The sequence below is a fragment of the Neobacillus sp. GCM10023253 genome (assembly GCF_042653105.1).
Classification (GTDB): domain Bacteria; phylum Bacillota; class Bacilli; order Bacillales; family Cytobacillaceae; genus Neobacillus; species Neobacillus citreus.
The window spans coordinates 1-22,682 of sequence record NZ_JBHSHV010000004.1 but is presented as its reverse complement, the minus strand read 5'-3'; the positions used below and the strand labels follow the sequence as shown (position 1 = coordinate 22,682).

At 41.6% G+C, this 22,682-nt stretch carries 18 protein-coding genes, 8 tRNA genes and 1 rRNA gene; 2 read left to right on the top strand and 25 right to left on the bottom strand.

Annotated elements, in window-relative coordinates:
* Positions 1 to 80: 80 nt before the first annotated feature.
* The 3 genes from ACFPA1_RS07180 to ACFPA1_RS07170 form a co-directional block, all read right to left on the bottom strand.
* Complete coding sequence (locus tag ACFPA1_RS07180; protein ID WP_213148168.1) at positions 81 to 1,010, bottom strand: phosphate ABC transporter substrate-binding protein; 930 nt, start codon at positions 1,008 to 1,010, stop codon at positions 81 to 83.
* A gap of 191 nt (positions 1,011 to 1,201) precedes the next feature.
* Entirely contained in the window at positions 1,202 to 4,288 is a 3,087-nt protein-coding gene (locus tag ACFPA1_RS07175) for an efflux RND transporter permease subunit (RefSeq protein ID WP_378581873.1), read from the bottom strand.
* 178 nt (positions 4,289 to 4,466) lie between these two features.
* Positions 4,467 to 7,214: an alkaline phosphatase family protein gene (locus ACFPA1_RS07170; RefSeq protein WP_378581872.1), complete on the bottom strand. Its 2,748-nt coding sequence runs from the start codon at positions 7,212 to 7,214 to the stop codon at positions 4,467 to 4,469.
* A 333-nt stretch (positions 7,215 to 7,547) separates the two neighbouring features.
* Between ACFPA1_RS07170 and ACFPA1_RS07165 the strand changes: the two genes are divergently transcribed.
* Positions 7,548 to 7,730, top strand: a complete 183-nt coding sequence (locus ACFPA1_RS07165) for a hypothetical protein (protein WP_213148171.1) — start codon at positions 7,548 to 7,550, stop codon at positions 7,728 to 7,730.
* 25 nt (positions 7,731 to 7,755) lie between these two features.
* On the opposite strand, the gene phoU is transcribed toward ACFPA1_RS07165, so the two are convergent.
* The 6 genes from phoU to ACFPA1_RS07135 all read right to left on the bottom strand — a co-directional run bounded on the left by phoU (position 7,756) and on the right by ACFPA1_RS07135 (position 12,848).
* Positions 7,756 to 8,415 carry a phosphate signaling complex protein PhoU gene (gene phoU / locus ACFPA1_RS07160; protein WP_213148172.1) on the bottom strand — a complete coding sequence of 220 codons (660 nt, stop codon included), beginning with the start codon at positions 8,413 to 8,415 and terminating at the stop codon, positions 7,756 to 7,758.
* Between the two features lie 13 nt (positions 8,416 to 8,428).
* Complete coding sequence (gene pstB / locus ACFPA1_RS07155; protein ID WP_213148173.1) at positions 8,429 to 9,202, bottom strand: phosphate ABC transporter ATP-binding protein PstB; 774 nt, start codon at positions 9,200 to 9,202, stop codon at positions 8,429 to 8,431.
* 12 nt (positions 9,203 to 9,214) lie between these two features.
* On the bottom strand, positions 9,215 to 10,024 hold the full coding sequence (gene pstB, locus ACFPA1_RS07150) for a phosphate ABC transporter ATP-binding protein PstB (RefSeq protein ID WP_378581894.1): 810 nt from the start codon (positions 10,022 to 10,024) through the stop codon (positions 9,215 to 9,217).
* Between the two features lie 28 nt (positions 10,025 to 10,052).
* Complete coding sequence (pstA, locus tag ACFPA1_RS07145) at positions 10,053 to 10,940, bottom strand: phosphate ABC transporter permease PstA (protein ID WP_378581871.1); 888 nt, start codon at positions 10,938 to 10,940, stop codon at positions 10,053 to 10,055.
* Complete coding sequence (gene pstC / locus ACFPA1_RS07140) at positions 10,940 to 11,860, bottom strand: phosphate ABC transporter permease subunit PstC (RefSeq protein WP_378581870.1); 921 nt, start codon at positions 11,858 to 11,860, stop codon at positions 10,940 to 10,942. Before pstC ends, pstA begins: the two co-directional genes overlap by 1 nt.
* 76 nt (positions 11,861 to 11,936) lie before the next feature.
* Positions 11,937 to 12,848 carry a phosphate ABC transporter substrate-binding protein gene (locus tag ACFPA1_RS07135; protein WP_213148176.1) on the bottom strand — a complete coding sequence of 304 codons (912 nt, stop codon included), beginning with the start codon at positions 12,846 to 12,848 and terminating at the stop codon, positions 11,937 to 11,939.
* A gap of 182 nt (positions 12,849 to 13,030) precedes the next feature.
* On the opposite strand from ACFPA1_RS07135, the gene ACFPA1_RS07130 reads away from it, so the two are divergent.
* Positions 13,031 to 13,243 carry a hypothetical protein gene (locus ACFPA1_RS07130; RefSeq protein WP_378581869.1) on the top strand — a complete coding sequence of 71 codons (213 nt, stop codon included), beginning with the start codon at positions 13,031 to 13,033 and terminating at the stop codon, positions 13,241 to 13,243.
* Between the two features lie 87 nt (positions 13,244 to 13,330).
* On the opposite strand, the gene glmS is transcribed toward ACFPA1_RS07130, so the two are convergent.
* The 16 genes from glmS to rrf all read right to left on the bottom strand — a co-directional run.
* Positions 13,331 to 15,133 carry a glutamine--fructose-6-phosphate transaminase (isomerizing) gene (gene glmS, locus ACFPA1_RS07125; RefSeq protein WP_213148178.1) on the bottom strand — a complete coding sequence of 601 codons (1,803 nt, stop codon included), beginning with the start codon at positions 15,131 to 15,133 and terminating at the stop codon, positions 13,331 to 13,333.
* A 452-nt stretch (positions 15,134 to 15,585) separates the two neighbouring features.
* Positions 15,586 to 16,938 (bottom strand): phosphoglucosamine mutase, encoded by a 1,353-nt coding sequence (glmM, locus tag ACFPA1_RS07120; protein ID WP_378581868.1) that lies wholly within the window; start codon positions 16,936 to 16,938, stop codon positions 15,586 to 15,588.
* Between the two features lie 36 nt (positions 16,939 to 16,974).
* A complete protein-coding gene (locus tag ACFPA1_RS07115) occupies positions 16,975 to 18,192 on the bottom strand; it encodes a YbbR-like domain-containing protein (RefSeq protein ID WP_213148180.1) in 1,218 nt (405 codons plus the stop codon).
* On the bottom strand, positions 18,185 to 19,012 hold the full coding sequence (gene cdaA, locus ACFPA1_RS07110) for a diadenylate cyclase CdaA (RefSeq protein ID WP_213148181.1): 828 nt from the start codon (positions 19,010 to 19,012) through the stop codon (positions 18,185 to 18,187). Before cdaA ends, ACFPA1_RS07115 begins: the two co-directional genes overlap by 8 nt.
* A 126-nt stretch (positions 19,013 to 19,138) precedes the next feature.
* Positions 19,139 to 19,762 carry a zf-HC2 domain-containing protein gene (locus ACFPA1_RS07105; RefSeq protein ID WP_378581867.1) on the bottom strand — a complete coding sequence of 208 codons (624 nt, stop codon included), beginning with the start codon at positions 19,760 to 19,762 and terminating at the stop codon, positions 19,139 to 19,141.
* A gap of 18 nt (positions 19,763 to 19,780) precedes the next feature.
* Complete coding sequence (sigW, locus tag ACFPA1_RS07100; RefSeq protein ID WP_378581866.1) at positions 19,781 to 20,344, bottom strand: RNA polymerase sigma factor SigW; 564 nt, start codon at positions 20,342 to 20,344, stop codon at positions 19,781 to 19,783.
* Positions 20,345 to 20,608: 264 nt separating this feature from the next.
* On the bottom strand, positions 20,609 to 21,508 hold the full coding sequence (gene rocF, locus ACFPA1_RS07095; protein ID WP_213148184.1) for an arginase: 900 nt from the start codon (positions 21,506 to 21,508) through the stop codon (positions 20,609 to 20,611).
* 255 nt (positions 21,509 to 21,763) lie between these two features.
* Positions 21,764 to 21,836, bottom strand: a tRNA-Lys gene (locus ACFPA1_RS07090).
* Between the two features lie 73 nt (positions 21,837 to 21,909).
* Positions 21,910 to 21,984 (bottom strand) — tRNA-Gln (locus tag ACFPA1_RS07085).
* 43 nt (positions 21,985 to 22,027) lie between these two features.
* Positions 22,028 to 22,112: transfer RNA gene (locus ACFPA1_RS07080), tRNA-Tyr, on the bottom strand.
* An 8-nt stretch (positions 22,113 to 22,120) separates the two neighbouring features.
* A tRNA-Thr gene (locus tag ACFPA1_RS07075) sits at positions 22,121 to 22,196 on the bottom strand.
* 9 nt (positions 22,197 to 22,205) lie between these two features.
* Positions 22,206 to 22,281: transfer RNA gene (locus tag ACFPA1_RS07070), tRNA-Val, on the bottom strand.
* A gap of 6 nt (positions 22,282 to 22,287) precedes the next feature.
* Positions 22,288 to 22,362, bottom strand: a tRNA-Glu gene (locus tag ACFPA1_RS07065).
* Between the two features lie 24 nt (positions 22,363 to 22,386).
* Positions 22,387 to 22,459 (bottom strand) — tRNA-Thr (locus ACFPA1_RS07060).
* Positions 22,460 to 22,487: 28 nt separating this feature from the next.
* A tRNA-Asn gene (locus tag ACFPA1_RS07055) sits at positions 22,488 to 22,562 on the bottom strand.
* 10 nt (positions 22,563 to 22,572) lie between these two features.
* A 5S ribosomal RNA gene (rrf, locus tag ACFPA1_RS07050) occupies positions 22,573 to 22,682 on the bottom strand; the annotation flags it as partial.

Here is a 22,682-nt window from a genome sequence, read left to right as displayed (position 1 = left end):
AAAATCATCCCCCCGATGCTTCTTTAGTTCATTTGATATTAAAAAAAGGTAAATGCTACCGCACTTACCTTTTTTTAATATTATAGATTTTTTTGTTTTCCTTCAGCGTCACGTTCTACTTTCATTTTCGTTACAGGAAGGTAACCTTGTTCTTTCAATAAAGTTGTTTGAACATCATCACTCATTAGGTAATCAAGGAATGCTTTTGCAATTTCAGTTGGCTCACCTTTAGTATATGAGTGCTGGTATGCCCACACTGGGAATTTACCAGATTGAACGTTTTCTGCAGTTGCTTCAACGCCATCGATTGCAAGTGGAGTTACAGTATCATCAGTGAAGTAAGAGAATGCAAGGTAACCAATAGCACCGTCTGTTTCGCTAATAATCTTTTTAACAGTGTTTGAAGAATCCTCAGTCACGCCTTCAGCAGGTGTTGCGCCGTCAAGAGCAAACTTGTTGAAAATAGCACGAGTACCTGAAGAGTCAGGACGGTTTACAAGAACGATCTTTTGATCTTTCCCGCCAAGTTCTTTCCAGTTTGTGATTTTACCAGTGAAAACTTTGATTAAGTCATCTTTTTTAATATCTTTAATACCAACTTTAGGGTTAACAGCAGCAGTCATACCAACAACAGCTACTTTATGGTCTTTAAGTTCGCTTGCTTTATCAGGAATTTTTTCTTCAGCAAAAACGTCAGAGTTACCAATTTGAACAGATCCTTCAGATACTTGAGATAAGCCTGTACCAGATCCGCCGGCATTTACTTGAATATCAACTTTTGGATTTTTTGCCATGAATTCTTCAGCTGCCGCTGCTACTAATGGCTGCATCGCAGATGAACCAGAAATAACTAATGAACCGGAAAGTTCTTTCACTTCTTCAGTTTTAGGTTTTTCCTTGCTAGTATTTTCTTCTTTCTTATCTGTTGAAGCACTGCCTCCACAAGCTGCCATGATGACCATTAATGCTGCAAATAATGTAAGAAGGCTTAATTTTTTCAAGCTTTTCATTGCGTTGGTTCCTCCTCAGGAAGTTTGATTATATTTATTTGCCTTACACATATAAAGATAGTCCAAAAGTATTAAGGTAGTTTTAATTGAATGTAAAGGTTTAGTAATTGGTTGTAAAGCTTTTGTAAAACCCAATTATAAAATTACGAAATAAAATTCCCTATAAGGTGGCTTTAAGAATAACTTCCACTTTACGCTGAAATCTGCGAGTGTTGCTTAGCCTTCCTTTTGTTGACTCTCCCACTCATCCATTCATACATGATAGGTATAACCAAGAGACAAATAAGCGTGGAACTGACCATGCCTCCAACAACGACAACGCCAAGTGTTTGTGAAATGATCGTGTCCCCCTTACCTGATACAGCTAAAGGGAGCAATGTTAAAATAGTCGTTCCAGCTGTCATTAAAACTGGTCTTACCCTGGTCGCAGTTCCCTTTAAAATGGCTGGCTTCGGTTCCAATCCAGCAGAAAGATTTCTCTCAATTTTATCAACAAGGACAATCCCATTTGTAACGACTATTCCGGTTAACATCAATAACCCAACTAATGCTGCAAGATTCCATTCAAGCCTAAAAATAAACATTCCAATGACAGATCCGATAAATGCTAACGGAATACAGATTAAAACGGATAGGGGGGCTCTCCATCCCCGAAAAACAGCACTGATGATTACGAGAACAAGCAAAATGGAAAAGAATAGCGCGATTGCCATTTCATAAATCATTTGATATACCTGCTGCGGTGCACCAGCGAAGGAATACCCGATTCCCTCAGGCAGCGGAACTTTCTTAAGAGCATTTTTTACTTGTTTCGTCACTTTCCCAATGTCAGTAGAAATAATATTTGCAGTGATAACTGCATATGGTTGTCCATCCTTCACTTGAATCACCGATGAACCCGTTGGCTCTAATAAAGCGAGCTGATCCAATGTCACGTTTTGACCGTCCTTACTTAAAAAAGTTTCTCCGGCCATCAAAGCAAAAATATCTTTTGAACTGTCTTTTTGTATATCTGAATGAATGACAATTGGGAAGGTATTTTGATTAATCGAGATGAACCCTTTTGTCCCCTCAGCCGTATATTGCTGAATTCGATTTAAAACATCCTCACGTTTAATGCCATAATACTCGATTGCCTTACGATTAAGATTAATCTGATACTGGGTTTGTTGATCGTCATTATCCGCAGCCCCTTGTACTGACAGCCCCGGAATAAGTTTAAGCTCATTTCTCACCGTTTGAGCCATTGTTTCAAGTGTCTGACTATCTGATCCAGTAAGATTAATTTTTAATTGGGAATCATCGCCTGCGATATTCTGATTGGAAACAGCGTAAACAGCTTTGCTTGTAAAAGCATTTAATTGTTTCTGTAAACTCGCAATAAAGTTATCGACGTCAGTTCCTTCCTTTACCTTTATGGACAAATTAGCAATGTTCGGTTTTTGAAGCCATCCACCGCCAGCATCAAATACGTCATCCGATTGAGGGGTAAAGGATGAACCTAAGCCGGAAGAATAGGAGTCCACCTTAGGATTTTGCGCCAATAGGGTTTCCAATCTTCTCACCTCGGCGTCAACTTCTGTTAAGGAAGTATTTAGAGGCAATTGTACTTGTACAACGACTTGGCCATTTTTACCTGCTGTCGGTAAAAAATTTACCGGAAGGAAAGCGGCTCCCACCGAAGTTAATAGAAATAAGCCAACAAAAGCTGCTACTACTTTTTTCTTCCGTCGAAACGCCCAGGTTAAAGCTTTATTAGCAAATGGTTCTACATTAACACCGCCGGAAATCGGTTTTCCGGTCCAAAATAAGTTGTAAAGAACCGGAACAACCAAGATGGAAACTAATAGTGAAATGATCAACGCAATTACCACAGACCAGGCAAATCCTGAAAAAGCTGCACTCACCAAGCCGCCAATTAGGGCAATCGGTACATAGACAGCAATGGTGGTCGCTGTTGATGAAACAATTGCAGGAATCATTTCACAAACGGCATTAGTTAACAGTTGAATACTGGATTTGCCTTGTGCCTCGTTTACTTTTCGGTTCATATTATCAAGGATAACGATTGAGTCATCAACTACCCGGCCCATAGCAACAATTAACCCCGAAACTGTGAGAATATTGAGACTGATTCCCATCGTTTTTAATAAACCGGTCGTTGCCAATAGACAAATTGGCAGGGATAGGGCAATTAATAAAGTTGAACGCACTTTACGGAAAAATAGAAACACACAAATCATCGAAAATAAGCAGCCTAATAACCCCTCTTTTATAAGACCTTTTAAAGACGCCTTCACCTGTTCGCCTTGATCAAAAAGAATGGAAGCTTGTACATCTTTATTTTTTAATGCAGGAATATCTTGGATTTTGCTCTTTATTCGGTCAGATACATCCGTAATATTGGAAGAAGGAGTCTTTAAAACATCTAAAAGTACACTAGGTTGCCCGTTCGTTCGTGAAACGGTCTCCAGATTAACAATGGAGTTGGAAATATCGGCTACTTCTGAAAGTGGAACGGTTTTACCATCCGAATTATGAATCGGCAGCTGCAGCAGATCTTGTTGACTTAATCCCCAGCCTGAAACTTGGACAGGAATGGAAACCTGGTTATTTGTTACCTTGCCTTCTATTCCAGTTGTATAGTTTTCTTCGAGAGATTTTTTTACGTTATCTACTGTTAACCCCGCTTTTCGCATATCTTCCATCCGGAGGTTAATAGCATATCCGGCCGTACCTCCACCGGATACTCGTACATCCTTTACCCCCGGGACTGATTTCAGTCGATTGACAAAATCCTCTTGAATCGCGGTTCGGAGCGTATTTTCTGTTATGTTTGCCGAAGAATTCATCAGACTTATTCTTATAATCGGCATGGAATGGGTGCTAAGACGTGTTACTAGCGGTTTATCAACAGCAGCAGGCAGTTTGATATTTTCTAAGGCTTTTGAAACCTGCTCCTCAGCCTGCTTCATATCATAACTCATCGGAAAGTTTAAACTGATCAATGCCCCGCCGTTAAAGGAGTTTGTCTCCACATCGTCAAGGCCTTCCACGACCCGTACTGCCTGCCCAATTGGCTCCGTTATCATCACCTTTACCTGTTCTGCTTGGTAATGATCGGCTCGAACAGTAACCGACAAGGTAGAATTGTTAATTTCCGGTAAGTAATCCCGCTGGATCTGCCACGCAGACATTCCACCCCACACAAGGATCAGAATGATTGAAGTTAGTATGAGAATGGCGCGTTTCATCGATTCATTTATCAATCGTTTCATATCAGTTGTATCCGGGCAATGACCCGAACCTCTCCCCCTCTTATATGATAATTAGGCTGTTTCTTTACTAGCTCATGGCTTGTCTTAAACAACAATAGCTATCTTTACAGATAGCCATTGTCGTGTTACTAACTGTTTTTTCAAAGCAATTCCCTATGAAAACAGTAGATTGCTACTATTAATCATTGTCAGTTTCAGACGGAGCAAAGCTTTCAGGCTGCTTCTCGACCTCTTCTGGTGCAAGAGCTTTTTTCTCACCTGGATATGGCTTATCAAAGCCTTCGGTCGCATACCAAACGGCATGGTTTTGCATATTTGCGTTAATTTCATCCGGTACTGCATGTTTGCCGGTTAACTTATCTTTGTTCTTGTTGGACCACTGTGTCCATTTTTTCGAAAGTTCCTGTGCCTCCGGTGTAACATTGGTTGTGTTAGCAAGCACTACCGTATTGGCTTCAGGTGTCCCGTTTAACGTGTCAAGCGGGATTTGGTTTGGCACAAATTCGTATGGCGTAAAGTCCGGCTTGTCCGTAAAGAGTTCACTCATTGGCTCAGCAGCTGCGTCATTTTGGTTCATTGGAGGAATCCCAAGAATCTGCTCAATACTGCGAACCATATTGATGACAGTCCAATAGTGGCTGTTAGTAATTCCCCTCTTAACCCAAGGGCTGATGACAAATGCAGGCTGACGATGTCCGTCAACGTGATCTAAACCGTTTTGGGCGTCATCTTCTGTAACGATTATGACAGAGTCTTTCCAGTAAGGGCTGTGAGAAATCAAGTCAACAATTTTACCTACTGCCAAGTCATTATCTGCAACCATCGCTTGAGGTGTAGGGAAGCCCGAAGCGAGTCCATTGGTATGGTCATTCGTTATCCACATTGTCGTAAGTGCTGGTAAATCTTTATTCTTAACGTGTTGTTCAAACTGTTGTTTGAAAATTTCAAAACGATATTGGTCTGGTATGCCCATGTCAAATGTTGGGAACGGTTTATGTGTAATTGGTTCAAGTGAAGGAATATCCGTCTTTGCCTCATAGTTTCCAATCGGAACATGAAGATCACCTTGCTTTTGGCCGGAAAGAATTAAATAATCATTATACCAATCAGTCCAGGAGCCTTGTGGCAGCGTTCCGGTAAAAGCAGTAGTATCCTCCCCAAAGTTTTCTACAGTCTTGCCATGTTTAAGGGCCTGATCCCATAAATGGCCTGTAGGTGCATATGCCATCGCATCCCCAGCACCACCAGGATAGCTTCGTACGTTTGCAGCATCTGTTTCTTTATCCTCGTAATCATTGTTGGTTCCTTGCATTACCCATTGATGTCCGCTTGCTGACTGGATACCGCCAACATAAGTATTGTCCAAAAGCGGGAACGTAGTAGCCAGTTTATGAAAATTAGGAGTCACTTTTTCCGGGAACTGCGTTAAAGCTGGTTCACCGTTTCCTTTTCCAAGATCACCAAATACTTGGTCATATGTCCGGTTTTCTTTGATTATATAGAATACGTGTTTAATCGTTGAAGGCTCACCGATACGCTCAGGCATCGCAACAGGCTTTTTATTCTCGCGCGGCTTCGCGTTAAGATCCTTTAAGCCATACCAGTTATTGTTTTTGTATACTTGGTCTGTTCCCTTTGCTAAGGCCTCTGCAGTCGGGAATGGAATCAAGGAAAGTGACCCTTTCTGCGCATAAGAAGAGTGACCGTTTACGGTAATTCCCTGGATGTTTAAATTACGTGTTGGCCCGCGTGAACCAATCCCATCGGCATTGGCAACGACAAGATTTTTATTGACTGAATCGACTGCGATATCGACTGGGAACCATGCTGTTGGTAAAAGTCCTTGTAATTCAGGTGTCTTATCTGGACTCTGCCAGTCATAGACCGCAATGGCATTGTCACGGCCAAGGCTGACCATTAACTTGCCATCCACCATTTTAACAGCGTTTGGCGCTGAACCTTTTGGCGCATTTGGATATGGTTTAATGTCAATTGTCTGGACCACATCATTTGTCTTTGAGTCAATAACTGAAACTGTGTCATTATTTGTGTTGGTTACAAATATGTACTGTCCTGACTGTGTCATCCGTTCAGGCTGTACGCCAACTGTAATATTTTTAACCACTGTATTTGTCGAAAGGTCAACCACAGAAACCGTTCCCGTCGTAGTGGCACCTGTTTTATCTGTAACAACTGGAGTTCCAGAAGAGTCAACCGTAATGTCGCCAGGTTGAGCTTTGCGGCCGCCTTGGTTGGTAACATAAGCGAAGTTACCATCAACTAATACGCTTGTAGGAGCATTTTCGACGGCCACTTTGGTTAATGCACCTGTTACCGGATCGATGACGCCAAGGCTGTTGTCACGGTTTAAAGCAACCAGAAGCTTACCGTCTGGCGCCACAGTAATATCAAGCGGGTTGATTTTACCGCCAACAGATGCTGCTGGAAGGTTGATAGATTTTTGGACTTTTGGAGTGCCATCTTGTCCAACGCTCAAAACGACAACCTTACCAGTACTGCCTGACGTACCAGTTGCATAGAGCTGGTTTCCATCTTTTGAATAAGCCAAGCCCCACATACTGGAAAGTCCTAAGCTGATATCCTGGGCTTTCATAACTCCGCTTGCAAGATCGATGACATTGATTCCAGTTCCCCCGTAATTGTTGCGGCCAACGATTGTTACTGCAGTCTTTCCATTTGGATGAACAGCAACGGTCATAGGGTTACCCCCAAACTCGATTTGCTTTCCTGCTGGTGTAATTAATTGGTTGACTGGTGTCTGTACAGAACCATCAGCTTGTACACCTACTAGATTGCTGCCAAAAGCACCGTTTTGAGAAGCGTATGCACCAGCTGAGCCTAATAGCATGGTACTTAATGTTGCCGCAGCAACCAGCCTTTTCTTTTTCTTTAATTTCTTTAACACTTTTCTCACTCCCTTTGTTTGTTTATTTGTTTGTAACATACAACTAAATACTACTCTCAATTTATTAAACACGTATTGTGCTTTCGTAAAAGATACATGAAAAAAATGGTAACTATTTAACTATTACGATTTTACTAATTTCGTTCATTTGAACCGCCCAGGGAGGATTAAACAGGCATAAGAAAAAGGGATGTCAAGTAAATTCACTTGAACACCCCTTAAAAAATTAGCACTAAAAATAAGGATCTTTTACATTTTATTTATACTGATTTAATATACCCAATCTAAAATGAAAACATGGTTAAACCATTGCAAATTAAAAGGAGGATATCCATGTTTCTAAGACAGTTTACTAACAATCGCATGATTACTATTGATTATGATACAAATGGAATTTTGAAGATACTGAAAGGTAAAGTTTGCGGTGTTAATTTAAAAGAACAAGTCCTTTATTTAAAGGATGAAAAGCAAAAGTCCTTTTCAATTAAATTATCAGGCATCAGACATATTCATTAACTCCATCATCATTCTAATGAACAATCTAGGCATTTAAATCATAACGTTCTCCGGTCACAAGGTAAATAACATGTTCCGAAATATTGGTTGAATGGTCCGCAATCCTTTCGATATATCTGCATACAAATGCTAACTGATTAATTTGATTAATATGGTCCGGATATTTCTGTACATATCCCATAAGCTCTTTTATAAGTATTCCATACATTTCATCAACCTTATCGTCTTTCTCTGCACATTTTTTTGCCATCTCAACATCTTCCGAAAGGAAGGCGTTTAAGGAATCACTTAGCATCTCCAAAGCAAGATCCATCATTTTGGGAATGTCGACAATTTCTTTTATATGTTTTTCTTTGCCGATATGCAGTGTTGACTTTGCAATATTAACGGCATTGTCGGCAATGCGTTCCACCTCTGAAGAAATTTTGAGCGCTACAATGATTTTTCGAAGGTCTCTTGCCACAGGAGATTCCTTTGCAATTAAAATAATTGCCTTATTATTGATTTCATGTTCCAGTTCATCGATGGTTGAATCATTTTCAATAATTTCATTTGCCCTATCGATATCTTGTTGAATAAGAGTATCAATGCTTTCTTTGATAGCATCCTCCGATTTTCGAGCCATTTCAATAAGCATATTCTTTAATTGTTTTAAATGAGTATCGAAATATGATCTGGTATTCATTATGTCACCCCTATTATCCAAATCTCCCTGTAATATAACCCTCAGTCCGTTCATCCCTTGGGTTCGAGAAAATCTTTGAAGTTTCATCGAGTTCAATTAATTCTCCCATTAAAAAGAAAGCTGTTTTATCCGACACCCTTGAGGCTTGCTGCATATTGTGTGTCACAATAACAATCGTATATTTTTCTTTTAGTTCTAAGATTAATTCTTCAATTTTCAAGGTGGAAATGGGATCAAGGGCGGATGTTGGCTCGTCCATTAATAAGACCTCTGGTTTTGTGGCAAGAGCCCTGGCAATACACAGCCTTTGCTGCTGGCCGCCCGAAAGCCCGAGAGCAGGTGCATGTAGCCGGTCCTTTACCTCATCCCATAAAGCAACGTTCATCAATGATTTTGTGACAATCTCATCCAGATGCTTCTTTTTTTTGATTCCATGGATTCTTGGTCCGTAAGCGACATTATCATAAATGGACTGTGGAAAGGGATTTCCTTTTTGAAAGACCATTCCAACCTTTTTCCGCAATTCTACCAAGTCCAATTTTTCATTTAATATATTGTGACCATTAAAATTGATTTCTCCCGTCATCTTTACATTCGAAACATAATTAATCATCAAGTTCAACGTCTTTACAAAGGTTGACTTTCCACAACCGGAAGGACCAATCATAGCTGTGACCTCTTTTTTGATAATCGGAAAATTAATATTCTTTAATGCATGATGTTCACCATACCATAAATTAAGGTCCTTTATATCAAATACATTCCTGGTTAAGGTTGCAAACGTCACACCATTCCCCCCTTATCCGAATCTTCCCGAGATATATTCCTCTGTTTTTTTAACAGAAGGATTGGTAAATATCGTATCTGTGATGTCATATTCTATCAAATCACCGCTCAGGAAGAAGGCTGTTTTATCAGAAATACGCGACGCCTGCTGCATATTATGAGTAACGATTATGATTGAATAGTCCTTTTTCAACTCCACGATAAGATCCTCAACCTTGGCATTCGAGATAGGGTCCAGCGCTGAAGATGGCTCGTCAAGGAGCATGACAGTTGGCTTCATTGCAATAGTCCGGGCAATGCAGAGACGTTGCTGCTGCCCTCCGGAAAGGGATAGTGCCGATTTATGCAGACGGTCTTTTACTTCTTCCCACAATGCTGCTTTCTGAAGACTTTCCTCCACGATTTCATCCAGATTGCTTTTCTTTCTGATGCCTGAGAACTTCAAAGCGTGGGTGATATTATTATAAATGGATTTTGGAAACGGATTCGGCTTTTGAAAGACCATCCCGATTTCTTTCCGTAACGCTACAACATTTATTTGCTCTGATAAAATATTTAGGTCATCATAAATAATTTCCCCTTTTGCCCTTGCTCCGGGTATCAAATCATTCATCCTGTTAATACTGCGTAAAAATGTCGACTTTCCACATCCCGATGGGCCGATAAGAGCCGTTACTGAATTTTCTTCAATATCCATTGAAATCCCATTAACAGCCCGTTTTTCACCATAGAAAATTTCTAAGTTTTTAACATGCAAAACAATATTTTTTTGAATATTTTCATTTCTTTGAACCATGTCATTTTCGGCTGGTCTTTGCTTCATTGCTGTAGCCATGTTTTTTCACCCGCTTTTATTTAGTTGCCGTGACTTTACGATGAATCAAACTTCCAATCCATCTTGCTAATAAATTAAAAATTAATACGGAAAGGACTAAAACGGCAGCCGCACCGCTTGAGACCTCTTCCACGTCTGGAATTAAGCCTTGCGTATTGACAGCCCAAATGTGTACCGCCAAGGTCTCCGCTGGACGAAAAATATTTAATGGGGAAGTGGCAGAAAAGGGGTTCCAGTTTGCATAATCAAGTCTTGGTGTAGACAATCCGGCAGTAAATAATAATGCCGCTGCTTCCCCAAATACACGGCCGGAAGCAAGGATGATACCCGTTAAAATAGTGGGAAAAGCGCTAGGCAATATAACCGTTTTAATGGTGTGCCAATGGGTAATCCCTAATGCAAGGCTGGCTTCTTTTAACTCCCGGGGAACAGACCGAATTGCGTCCTCACTCACACGGACAATAACAGGCAGATTGAAAACGGTAAGAGCTAATGCACCGCCTAAAATTGTATAACCCCATCCTGTTAAATTAACAAACATTAATAAACCGAACATTCCAATCACAATTGAAGGCAGAGAAGCTAAAACTTCGATACAAGAACGAATAGTATCAGTAATCTTCCCCGGTTTAGCATACTCCGCCATATAAATGCCTCCACCTAACCCTAATGGGACGGCAATCACCATCGTAATGACCAAAACATACAAGGAATTGAACAATTGATCGCGGATTCCCCCTCCAGCTCTTACGTTGCTTGAGGGAGTTGTTAGGAATTCTAGCGAAATATTTTTTAATCCGTTAACCAAAATATAGTAAAAAAGACTAACAAGAATTGCAATGATAATAAATGCTATGCAATAGAACACACCAGTAGCTATTCGATCAGCAGTTTTCGTATTCATTACAATTTCCTCCTTGCTGATAAATAACGAATGAGGAGAATAAATGCAAACGACATGACTAATAGAATCAATCCCATTGACCAAAGAGTATTATTTTCCACACTTCCATATGTAGTATGACCCATGTTTAACGTTATAATGGTAGTTAACGTGGCAGATGCATCCAATAAACTTGAAGGCAAATTCTTCACGTTCCCTATAACCATTTGGACAGCCAATGCTTCACCAAATGCTCTCGCCATTCCAAGTACAATAGCTGTCAGCAGTGATGGCATGGCAGCAGGAATAAGCACTTTTTTGATGGTTTGCCAACGGGTGGCACCCAAAGCAAAAGAACCTTCTCTTAATGCCCCTGGCAGAGAACCCATTGCATCGGTAGCGATAGATGTTACTGTTGGCAATATCATAATGGAAAGAACAATGGTTCCGGAAAGCAGGCTAAATCCTAGTCCTCCTATATTTTCCCTGATAAACGGGACTAATACGGAAAGCCCGATGAATCCATATACAACAGAAGGAATACCAACTAACAACTCAATTACAGGCTGCAATATTTTTCTACCCCAGGATGGGGCAATTTCGGTCATAAAGATTGCCCCGCCAATCCCTAATGGTGCCGCAACAAGCGCAGAGAGAAAAGTGACGGCAAAAGACCCAAAAATAAACGGCAGCGTACCATATTGCGGATTAGCCTTATCAGTAGGATTCCAAGTCCTACTCGTTATGAATTCAATCAGGCTAACGCCATTTTTTATAAAGGATTGGAGCCCTTTTGTCCCTAGAAATATCGTAATGGCAATGGTGGCAGAGATCATAATAACAGCACATAAGATGACCAGGGACTTTCCCCTAAATTCTCCACCCAGCCAATCTTGGCCGGATTTCAGCAGCCTATCTTTGGCAGAACTCGACTTTTCCATATTGCACCAACCCCCTATAACTACATCATAAGGGTAAATGTGGTGACACATTTACCCTTTAACTGCCACATACGACCTATTTGTTTGTTTGATTACCTTTCGCGTCACGTTCTACCTTCATTTTTGTTACAGGTAAATACCCCTGCTCTTTTAACAACTTATTTTGAACATCATCAGACATTAAATAGTCCAAAAATGCTTTTGTCGCACCGCTTGGTTCACCCTTAGTATAAGAGTGTTCGTACGCCCAAACTGGGAATTTGCCTGATTGGACATTTTCATCTGTTGGTTCAACGCCATCAATCGACAGAGGGGTCACCTTATCATCGGTGAAGTAAGAGAATGCCAAGTAACCAACTGCCCCAGCGGTTTCATTAACAATTTTTTTAACCGTGTTGGAGGAATCTTCTGTAATTCCTTCCGCAGGTGTTGCTCCATCAAGAGCAAATTTATTGAATACTGCACGAGTACCTGACGCATCAGGGCGGTTGACTAATACGATTTTTTGATCCTTACCGCCAACATCTTTCCAGTTTGTAATTTTGCCTGTAAAAACTTTAATAAGGTTTTCTTTTGAAATGTCTTTAATTCCAACACCTGGGTTAACTGCTGCAGTTATTCCAACAACCGCAACTTTGTGGTCCACTAATTGGTCAGCCGGAATCCCTTCCTTTTCTTCCGCGAAAACATCAGAGTTCCCAATTTGAACAGATCCTTCAGCAACCTGGGATAATCCTGTACCAGACCCCCCCGCATTTACTTGAATGTCTACTTTTGGATTATTAGCCATAAATTCTTCTGCCGCCGCCGCTACAAGAGGCTGCATGGCAGATGAGCCGGAAACGACCAAGGAGCCAGAAAGTTCTTTTCCGGCTTTATCACCGGTATCCTTAGTTGTGTCTTTTTTCGCTCCTCCGCCGCACGCAGCTGCAAATATCATCAAAGCTACAATTGTTATCAATAGGCTGATTTTTTTCAAACTTTTCATTGCGTAAATTCCTCCTAGATAAGGTTAGTATTAGGAATTGCATCATTCTTTTTTATGATGCCTCTGCCAAAAATAAATATTTAAGGAAGATACAAATTTTCTTTGGTGTCCTGTGAATTTATTTTTTCAAAAAATTGAACATTAGAAGGGAATATAGATTAATGAATAAGAGAGGGATTAGCATGTCCGATGGTGAACAAAACAAAAATGAGGCTAAGGAAGTAAATCAATATTTAAGTCAAAAATTTAAAGATTATAGTGCAAGATATTCTCAGGTAAATTCCGAAACAGAAAAGGCAAATCAACAAATTCAGGAACAATTCTATGGAGAAAATAAAGAAAACAATCTGCTTCCTTTTCATGTTGATAGCAACAATCCTCCCTTAAAAAAGTAACAAGCCCCATTGCATCAAGCTAGATCCAAAAGCAAAAAAAAACGGTTCTTTTGCTTCAAAACTGAAGCAAAAGAACCGTCCCCATGCTTACTCCACTGTTACCGACTTCGCGAGGTTACGTGGTTTGTCGACGTCGCAGTCGCGGTGCAGGGCTGCGTAGTAGGCAAGGATTTGTAATGGTATGACAGAGATAAGTGGTGTTAATAATTCGTGCACTTCTGGTATGACGAAGCTGTCTTCGTCCATGTTTAGTCCGTTCATTGAGATAATGCATGGATTGGCGCCGCGGGCCACAACTTCCTTCACATTGCCGCGAATGCTTAAATTCACGCTTTCCTGAGTGGCAAGAGCAACGACTGGAGTACCTTCTTCGATTAAGGCAATCGTTCCATGCTTTAACTCGCCGCCAGCAAAGCCCTCTGCTTGAATATAAGAAATTTCCTTAAGCTTCAAGGCGCCTTCTAAGCCAACATAAAAGTCAATGCCGCGGCCGATAAAGAAAGCATTCCGAGTGACTGAGAAGAATTCACGGGCAATGACTTCAAGTATTTCCTTAGAGTCACATAGAACATCCATCGCATTAGCAACTAAGCCAAGCTCATGAATCAGATCAAAGCCAACTTCTAAACTGCGACTCTTGGCTGTCACTTCGGCTAAAATTGCAAGAACTGCCAACTGTGCTGTATAAGCCTTAGTCGAAGCTACAGCGATTTCTGGACCGGCATGCAGCAATAAAGTATAATCCGCTTCACGTGATAATGTCGATCCAGGCACGTTTGTAATCGTCAACGCTGGATAGCCCATTTCTTTTACCTGAACGAGCACGGCACGGCTGTCGGCAGTCTCACCGCTTTGTGAAATGAACACAAACAATGGCTTTTCAGATAAAAGCGGCATATTGTAGCCAAATTCGCTGGAGATATGGACTTCAACCGGAATCTTTGCCATTTTTTCAATGAACTGCTTACCAACAAGTCCTGCGTGATAAGAAGTCCCTGCAGCAATGATATAGACGCGGTCAGCAGCGTTTACAGCATCAATGATGTCCCGGTCAATCACAAGCTTGCCCTGCTCATCTTGATAATGTTGAATGATTTTACGAATAACAGCAGGCTGCTCATCAATTTCCTTCAACATATAGTGAGGATATGTCCCCTTTTCAATATCACTGGCATCAAGCTCGGCTGTGTATGGCGTACGGCTGATGACTTCTCCATCTATGTTTTGAATAGTTACTTCATTTTTTGTTACGATGACGATTTCTTTATCCATTAATTCAACAAACTGATCGGTTACTTGAAGCATTGCCATCGCATCGCTCGCGACCACATTGAAGCCGTCCCCTAGGCCGACAAGCAGCGGGCTTTTATTTTTTGCTACATAAATGGTGTTATTGTCTTCTGCATCCAAAAGCGCTAGTGCATATGAGCCATGCAAAAGTGTCAATGTTTTGCGGAAGGACTCTAATACGCTCAGGCCTTCGTTTGCAAACTTCTCGACAAGCTGCACAATGACTTCTGTATCGGTTTCACTTTTGAAAGAAACATCTGCTAAATATTCGCGCTTTAGCAGATCATAGTTTTCGATGACGCCGTTGTGAACAAGCGTAAAGCGGCCGGATGCGCTTTGATGCGGATGGGAATTTCCTCTGCTTGGAACCCCGTGTGTTGCCCAACGTGTATGGCCAATTCCAACGTGTGCCAATACTTTTTCATCGACAATGCTGCGAAGGTCGGCGATGCGTCCTTTTTCCTTAAAAATTTGAATCCCGTCTTCGTTTTTAACAGCTATACCTGCTGAATCATAGCCTCTATATTCAAGCTTTTCTAAACCTTTTAGTAAAATTTCCTTCGAATCTAAATTTCCAATATATCCAACAATTCCGCACATATTTATTCTTTTCCTCCCTGATATAGGGGGCAAGAAGCTTTGGAGGCGTACCTGCCCCCTTATCTCTGTTTTTTTATAGGTATCTGTCTATACCTTTTCAACATTATTTTAGTATGTGCATTTTCTCCCCTTTGTGCACCGAGTTGCCTCCGTGTTTTAAGGAAGAAATTGACGGTTGTGCGTTTCAACCGGGAGGTATCCGCCGAACATTTCGATAATCCTCCACCTCGTCAACTAGCCAAACCCTCTGTCGGCTAGTTCTGGCGCTTTTGTAAAACAACTGTTCTACCGCTGCCCCCCTTCCAATAACATTGCCTTTCATTAAGCAAAGCAAGTTAATAGTACATGATACGCATTGGTTCGTCAACTTAAAACTTAATGGAAAAATTAAAACCATACATAATAAAATATGCATAAGGGAATTAGAAGTTCCCTTATGCATATAGCGAATTTTATTCTTCGTTTAAACCCATTTCCGCCTTAACAACAGCAGCAATACGGTTCACATATTCTTCGCAAAGCTCCTCTGAAGATGCCTCTGCCATTACGCGGACAAGCGGTTCTGTTCCTGACGGACGAACAAGAATGCGTCCGTTTCCAGCCATTTCGCTTTCCACCTGTGCAATAATCTCTTTTACCTTTTCATTATCGGTTACATGGTGTTTGTCTGTAACCCTGATATTGACAAGTTTCTGCGGGTATTTTTTCATTTCGGCCGCTAGTTCTGAAAGCTTCTTTTGAGTTGCTTTCATAATATTCACTAACTGCAGGCCTGTTAATAAACCATCACCAGTCGTATTATAGTCAAGGAAAATAATATGACCGGATTGCTCACCGCCAAGGTTATAGTTATTTTTCTTCATTTCCTCGACAACATAGCGGTCACCCACTGCCGTAGGAACACTTTGAATGGCTTGGCTTTCTACTGCTTTATAAAAACCAAGGTTGCTCATGACAGTTGAAACAATAGTATTATGCTTTAATCGGCCCTGTTCCTTCATGTATTTTCCACAGATATAAAGGATATGGTCGCCATCAACGATGTTCCCTTTTTCATCAATCGCAATCAAGCGATCGCCGTCGCCATCAAAGGCCAAACCAACGTCCGCTCCTTTTTCCTTCAGCAAAGCAGCCAGTGCTTCTGGATGGGTTGAGCCTACGCCCGCATTAATATTTAAACCATTTGGAGCTGCTCCCATCGTCGACAAATCAGCATCCAAATCAGCAAACAAATGCATCGCAAGCGACGAGGTTGCCCCATGGGCACAGTCCAATGCCACATGGATTCCGGAGAAATCTTCATCCACCGTATTTTTTAAATATTGCAGGTATTTTTGACCGCCTTCGAAATAGTCCATGACAAGACCAAGGTCGGCCCCTGTCGGACGCGGCAGCTGATCCTCTGGCAAGTCCATCAAACCCTCAATTTCCAATTCCTGCTCATCAGAAAGCTTAAAACCGTCCGGACCGAAGAATTTAATTCCGTTATCCGCAACCGGATTATGAGAGGCAGAAATCATAACACCTGCCTGTGCACCTAAAGCTTTAGTCAAATAGGCAACACCTGGTGTGGAAATAACACCAAGACGCATGACTTCTGCTCCAATCGAAAGCAAACCGGCGACAAGCGCACCTTCTAGCATATGCCCGGAAATCCGGGTATCACGTCCAATTAAAACCTTTGGACGGGCATGTTCCTTTGTTAACACATATCCGCCAAACCGGCCAAGTTTAAAAGCCAGTTCCGGAGTTAATTCGCTGTTTGCGACTCCACGTACTCCGTCGGTTCCAAAATATTTTCCCATTCTATTATCCGCTCCTTCTATATCTATTGCTCCGAATTAAGCATTGTTTGTTATCGTTATTTTTGCTGTAGATTTATCAGGCTTATAATTAACATTCGGCGGGCCATCAATATGAATATTCACTTCATGATTACCTTCCGGAAGGCTTGAGAGATCAACATATGCGTTAAAATCTTCAGGTCTGAGACCGCTTAGGGCAGTGCTTGGCCCATTTATGATTAAATTAATCACTTTGTTTGCCGGGTCGGTAATGTCCGCTTTCAAATTAGGCCCTAAGCCTTTAATCTTAAGCGGCACTCCGGATACAGTTGTTTCCGCCTGCTTGCTCACCTTTACAGTAGCTTTTACCATTTGCGGGGTTACCTTCGAGATGCCATTTGAAATAATAACAGGCAAATCCAATGTCGTATTATCATTTATTTTACTGACATCCACTTCTACCCTGACACTTTCGGTATTTTTTAATATATCTTCATCCCCTGTGATGACAGCCTCCGCTGTATCTAGGTCGATGGAATCTATTGTCACGCCGGCCGGCGGAGAACCTTTTCTAATTATATTGATGGGAACCGTTTTGGCGGTTTCTTTGATTGGAAGTGTGACCCTAACGGTTTCCGGTTCCACCGTTACATCCAGTTTATTTAAATCCTTATCAAGAACCTGAATCCGAGCCGATTTTGTTGTGGTTTCCTTCAGCTTTTCTTTCTCCTCAAGGACGGCCTTAACATACGTAATTCGGTCGATTTCACTTTTGGCTCCAGTAATTTTTACCCTTTTCGGTTCCACTACTGGGGTTCCGGCAGCATATCCATCTTCAATTTGGCCTGGGTTAAACTCTGCCTCAATCTTGAATTCCTTTGTTATTTTTTCCTGTATGGTTACATAAACGGAGTTCGGCTTTATGGAAGCCTGCAATTTATCGGATAAGTCCTTAACCTTCAGATTCACCTTCTGCCGACCTATTTTGGCATTGGTTAAATCCACATAAACCTCAAAGTTTCTTAAAGCCTTAGCCGACTGAATATGTGTGATCGGCCCTTTGAGGCCGACATCAACAGTATATGGTACTCCCGAGACGACTAGGTTTTCAGTATCATAATAAATCTTTACCGGTATATCTTTTATGGTCTCACTCGTTTGCTCTCCAGGCACATATACATCTTTGCCGGCATGCGGAACAGAGGAGTATAACAAAACCGCCAATACAAGTGCCAAGATTTTTATAAACCATGGGGTATCCATTAATTTATCCATTGCTTTTTCCCCTCCAGTTCCAACGAGCTGAAGAAGCTTGTTTTGCTTTGTGCTGATCCAGCAATTCATTAGTCAGTAATTCGCGAAATTCATCCGCTTTTACATCACGGTGCAACTCGCCATTTTTGGTAAGCGAAATGGCGCCCGTTTCCTCCGATACGACAACTGTAATACTGTCCGTCACTTCGCTTATTCCTAAAGCCGCCCTATGCCGTGTTCCCAATTCTTTTGAGATAAAGGGGCTTTCTGATAAAGGCAGATAACACGCCGCTGCCGCCACATTATTTCTTTGGATAATGACTGCGCCGTCATGAAGCGGTGTATTCGGAATAAAGATATTGATCAGCAGTTCAGAAGAAATTCTTGAATTTAATCCAATTCCCGTTTCTATGTAATCGCTCATCCCCGTTTCTCTTTCAATCGAAATAAGGGCTCCAATCCGCCGTTTCGCCATATAATCTGTTGCTTTCATAATGGCTTCCACTGTTTTCTCCTGATCCTCATCTTCAGGATTGTTTGATCTGGAGAAAAACCGGCCTCTTCCCAACTGCTCAAGAGCCCTTCTAAGCTCTGGCTGAAAAATAATGATAATGGCTAGGAATCCGTAGGTAATGACCTGCTCCATCATCCAACTCAAGGTGGTCAGCCCGAAAAAATCACTGGCGACCTTCACAAGCAGAATAACAAAAATTCCTTTTAAAAGCTGAACCGCTTTGGTTCCTTTAATAATATTAATTAATTTATAAATGACATACCAGACAAGGACAATATCAATTGTACTCGATATATACTTCCAGAATGTCCAATCGGCAAACGGCATGGTTTTTCCTCCGTAAATTTGCTAGTAAAACAATATAACCAATACATTATATCACAAACTAAACTTGTACTTATTATATGTTACTGTTTAAAAAAACAAATCACTCCATTTTGAGTGATTTGTCATTTATTTAGTTTCCGTCTGGTCAAAAACACCTACTACGTCTTTAGCTGTTTTTTTCATCTGGTACCAGATCCAATCAAACACTTCGTTTACTACCTCAATATCGCCCGTAACATGTCCTGCAGAAGCGAGGTACTTTTCCCCATTGATGACCGTTGCATCTCCCTGGATTTCTCCTTCTATTCTGAGTGTTCCATTTCGGACGACAACGTCACCCTTGACGACTTCTCCCTTAGGGACAATGACCGTGTTGTTTTTGACAATTAAATTCCGTTGTTTTGTCACAGAGAACTCCCGCTCATGATTCCACGTTGACATCAGGCTGCCACCCATTAAGACAACAAATAAGGACGCTGCCGTTAGAATTGGGTGATTCTTAAACCAGCGTGTCATTAGTACCTTCTTCTTTTCCTTCGGCAGACGTGCCAAAACATTGGCTGTAAAATTGGCTGGGGCCTGCATATTTGAAACGCTTTTGACAAAAGCGATCGTTTTCTTCAGTTCGTTAAAAATCGTTTCACAGTCTTTACAGTTTTGGAGGTGTAGTCGTAAAACCTTCTCCTTTTCTGAATCAATTTCTTCGTCCAAGTATTCGTGCATGAGTTCGATGATATGGTCTGGACACATTCTTGTTTCACCTCTTTTTTACACATACCTTAATTGTTGTTTCAATGCTTCTCTTCCGCGGTGAATTCTTGTTTTGACTGTTCCAACCGGAAGGTCGAGAATTTCACTTATTTCGTTTAAGGACAAATCCTCCATGTATTTTAATACGATGGCTGACCGATATTTTTCGGGGAGTTTTAAAATTTCCTTTTGGACTGTCTCTTGCAGCTCCATGCTTTCTAATTCCTTTTCCGGCAGTTCGGTATTGGATGGAATCTGCGAATACATCGTCAGCCCTTCCGTACCGGCCACATCTGCATCTAAATAATGGTCCGGTTTCTTTTTACGCATCCGGTCGATACAAAGATTGGTGGCAATACGAAAAAGCCACGTGGAGAACTTTAAATCTTGGTTAAAGGACTTTATATTCACATAGGCACGGATGAATGCTTCCTGTGCTGCATCCTCAGCCTCATGCCGGTTACCAAGCATTCGAAAACAAAGCTGAAAAACACTGTTTTTATATATTTCAACAATTTCCCCAAATGCGTCTTGGTCGCCTTTTATGACTTGTTTTATTCTCTTTTTTACTATAGCTTCCATTAAATTACCTCAGCTCCAATGCTGCTATCCGATATACGTATCGTTAGCAAAAAGGTTTCGTTTTAGGTAAAAAAAGTTCTCAATACCTATAATTTTAACAAAAAATTAGTAAAAATTGCTAAAAGAATTCATAGAGGTATTAATAGTAATGTTACATTGGAATTATGAACGTTTTGTGGAGGAACGATAAAAGAATTGTAAAAAGTGGCGTGATAGCGAGGAAAAAATAACAGCTGCCTAAAGTTGGCAGCTGTCGCGTAGTTTTTATAGAAGTTTTTCGCCAAATAAAGACCCCATCAGTCCGACAGCAATGGAGGCGGTTTTATTTTTTTCATCGAGAATTGGATTTACTTCAACAAATTCTGCAGAGGTAATTAATTTTGATTCCTCGAGCATTTCCATAGCAAGATGGCTTTCGCGGTAGCTGATTCCCCCCATTACCGGTGTCCCAACACCTGGGCATTCGCTTGGATCTAGGCCATCGAGGTCAAGCGATAGGTGAACACCATCGGTTCTTTCCTTGAGGTAAGCGATTGTTTCTTCCATCACCTTTGCCATTCCGAGGCGATCGATTTCGTGCATAGTGTAAACCTTGATGCCTCTTTCTTTAATTAGAATCCGTTCTCCTTCATCAAGGGAGCGGGCGCCGATAATGATAACATTCTCAGGCTTTACCTTTGGTGCATAGCCGCCGATATTTGTTAATAATGGATGTCCCAAGCCAATGCTGACCGCAAGAGGCATACCATGGATATTTCCGGATGGGCTAGTTTCAGCCGTATTCAGGTCACCATGGGCATCGTACCAAATAACACCAAGGTTTTGATAATGCTTCGCCACACCTGCTAATGTGCCGATGGCAATGCTGTGATCGCCGCCAAGAACAAGCGGGAACCAGCCTTCATTAAGGGCCTCATCAACCTTTTCTGCTAGTAGAGTATTTTTTTCTGCAACCAGGTCTAAGTTTCTTAGATTGGATTCTTTATCGACAACAACCTCTGGTCTTCCAATTGGAATATCTCCCATGTCGTGAATTTCTGAAAATAACGGCTTTAAGCGTTCGTTGATCCCAGCATATCGAATGGCACTTGGTCCCATATCAACCCCGCGGCGCATCTGTCCCAAGTCCATAGGCATTCCGATAATTGAAAGTTTCTTTTTCATTATGTCTCCTCCTAATTGTCTATGCCTCTATTTTAACCGCTTTCATAGTGATGACTCAACTCGACATAAATTTGTATATATATGCGTGGGGCGGGGGGGAGAGGTTTTTAAATTGTAGGCGAAAGAGGTTCGTGATCAATGGGGATGAAGGACAAAATGAGACCACGGCTTACGAAAAATGTCCTTCATAAGCCGGCATATAGCAATAATAAAAAACCCAAGGATACAATATCCTCGGGTTTCTCGTAAAAATTATGAGCCATGAAGGACTCGAACCTTCGACCCTCTGATTAAAAGTCAGATGCTCTACCGACTGAGCTAATGGCTCACTGTCATTGCTTAAAATATCTCTCGATATTTTTCGCAAAATCCACTGATGTAATCTCAGGGATGTTATGATTTGGCTGGGCTAGCAGGATTCGAACCTACGAGTGACGGAGTCAAAGTCCGTTGCCTTACCGCTTGGCTATAGCCCACTAATGTGATTCTAGCTTGTCCATATATCAACAAAAATATAAATGGTGGAGGGGGACGGATTCGAACCGCCGAACCCTGAGGGAGCGGATTTACAGTCCGCCGCGTTTAGCCACTTCGCTACCCCTCCACAAAAAGTGGTGCCGGCTAAAGGACTTGAACCCTCAACCTACTGATTACAAGTCAGTTGCTCTACCAATTGAGCTAAGCCGGCATAATAATATGGTGGAGGATGACGGGATCGAACCGCCGACCCTCTGCTTGTAAGGCAGATGCTCTCCCAGCTGAGCTAATCCTCCAATAAGTGGTGACCCCTACGGGATTCGAACCCGTGTTACCGCCGTGAAAGGGCGGTGTCTTAACCGCTTGACCAAGGGGCCATATTATATTATAAAAATCAGGTAAGCTTCCAAGCGGGCTCGAACCGCTGACCTCTTCCTTACCATGGAAGTGCTCTACCTACTGAGCTATGGAAGCACAGCTATCTTTTTTGGTAAAAATAAAGTGGCTCCGCAGGTAGGACTCGAACCTACGACCGATCGGTTAACAGCCGATAGCTCTACCACTGAGCTACTGCGGAATAATGAAATGCCTGGCAGCGTCCTACTCTCACAGGGACTTACGTCCCAACTACCATCGGCGCTGAGAAGCTTAACTTCCGTGTTCGGGATGGGAACGGGTGTGACCTTCTCGCCATTGC

Coding starts and splice junctions, on each gene's coding strand:
- ACFPA1_RS07135 (WP_213148176.1), bottom strand. CDS start 12,848: ATGAAAAGTTTGAAAAAAATCAGCCTATTGATAACAATTGTAGCTTTG.
- ACFPA1_RS07165 (WP_213148171.1), top strand. CDS start 7,548: ATGTTTCTAAGACAGTTTACTAACAATCGCATGATTACTATTGATTAT.
- pstC (WP_378581870.1), bottom strand. CDS start 11,860: ATGGAAAAGTCGAGTTCTGCCAAAGATAGGCTGCTGAAATCCGGCCAA.
- ACFPA1_RS07130 (WP_378581869.1), top strand. CDS start 13,031: ATGTCCGATGGTGAACAAAACAAAAATGAGGCTAAGGAAGTAAATCAA.
- sigW (WP_378581866.1), bottom strand. CDS start 20,344: ATGGAAGCTATAGTAAAAAAGAGAATAAAACAAGTCATAAAAGGCGAC.
- phoU (WP_213148172.1), bottom strand. CDS start 8,415: ATGAATACCAGATCATATTTCGATACTCATTTAAAACAATTAAAGAAT.
- ACFPA1_RS07105 (WP_378581867.1), bottom strand. CDS start 19,762: ATGTGTCCAGACCATATCATCGAACTCATGCACGAATACTTGGACGAA.
- pstA (WP_378581871.1), bottom strand. CDS start 10,940: ATGAATACGAAAACTGCTGATCGAATAGCTACTGGTGTGTTCTATTGC.
- ACFPA1_RS07115 (WP_213148180.1), bottom strand. CDS start 18,192: ATGGATAAATTAATGGATACCCCATGGTTTATAAAAATCTTGGCACTT.
- glmS (WP_213148178.1), bottom strand. CDS start 15,133: ATGTGCGGAATTGTTGGATATATTGGAAATTTAGATTCGAAGGAAATT.
- cdaA (WP_213148181.1), bottom strand. CDS start 19,012: ATGCCGTTTGCCGATTGGACATTCTGGAAGTATATATCGAGTACAATT.
- pstB (WP_378581894.1), bottom strand. CDS start 10,024: ATGAAGCAAAGACCAGCCGAAAATGACATGGTTCAAAGAAATGAAAAT.
- ACFPA1_RS07175 (WP_378581873.1), bottom strand. CDS start 4,288: ATGAAACGATTGATAAATGAATCGATGAAACGCGCCATTCTCATACTA.
- ACFPA1_RS07180 (WP_213148168.1), bottom strand. CDS start 1,010: ATGAAAAGCTTGAAAAAATTAAGCCTTCTTACATTATTTGCAGCATTA.
- rocF (WP_213148184.1), bottom strand. CDS start 21,508: ATGAAAAAGAAACTTTCAATTATCGGAATGCCTATGGACTTGGGACAG.
- glmM (WP_378581868.1), bottom strand. CDS start 16,938: ATGGGAAAATATTTTGGAACCGACGGAGTACGTGGAGTCGCAAACAGC.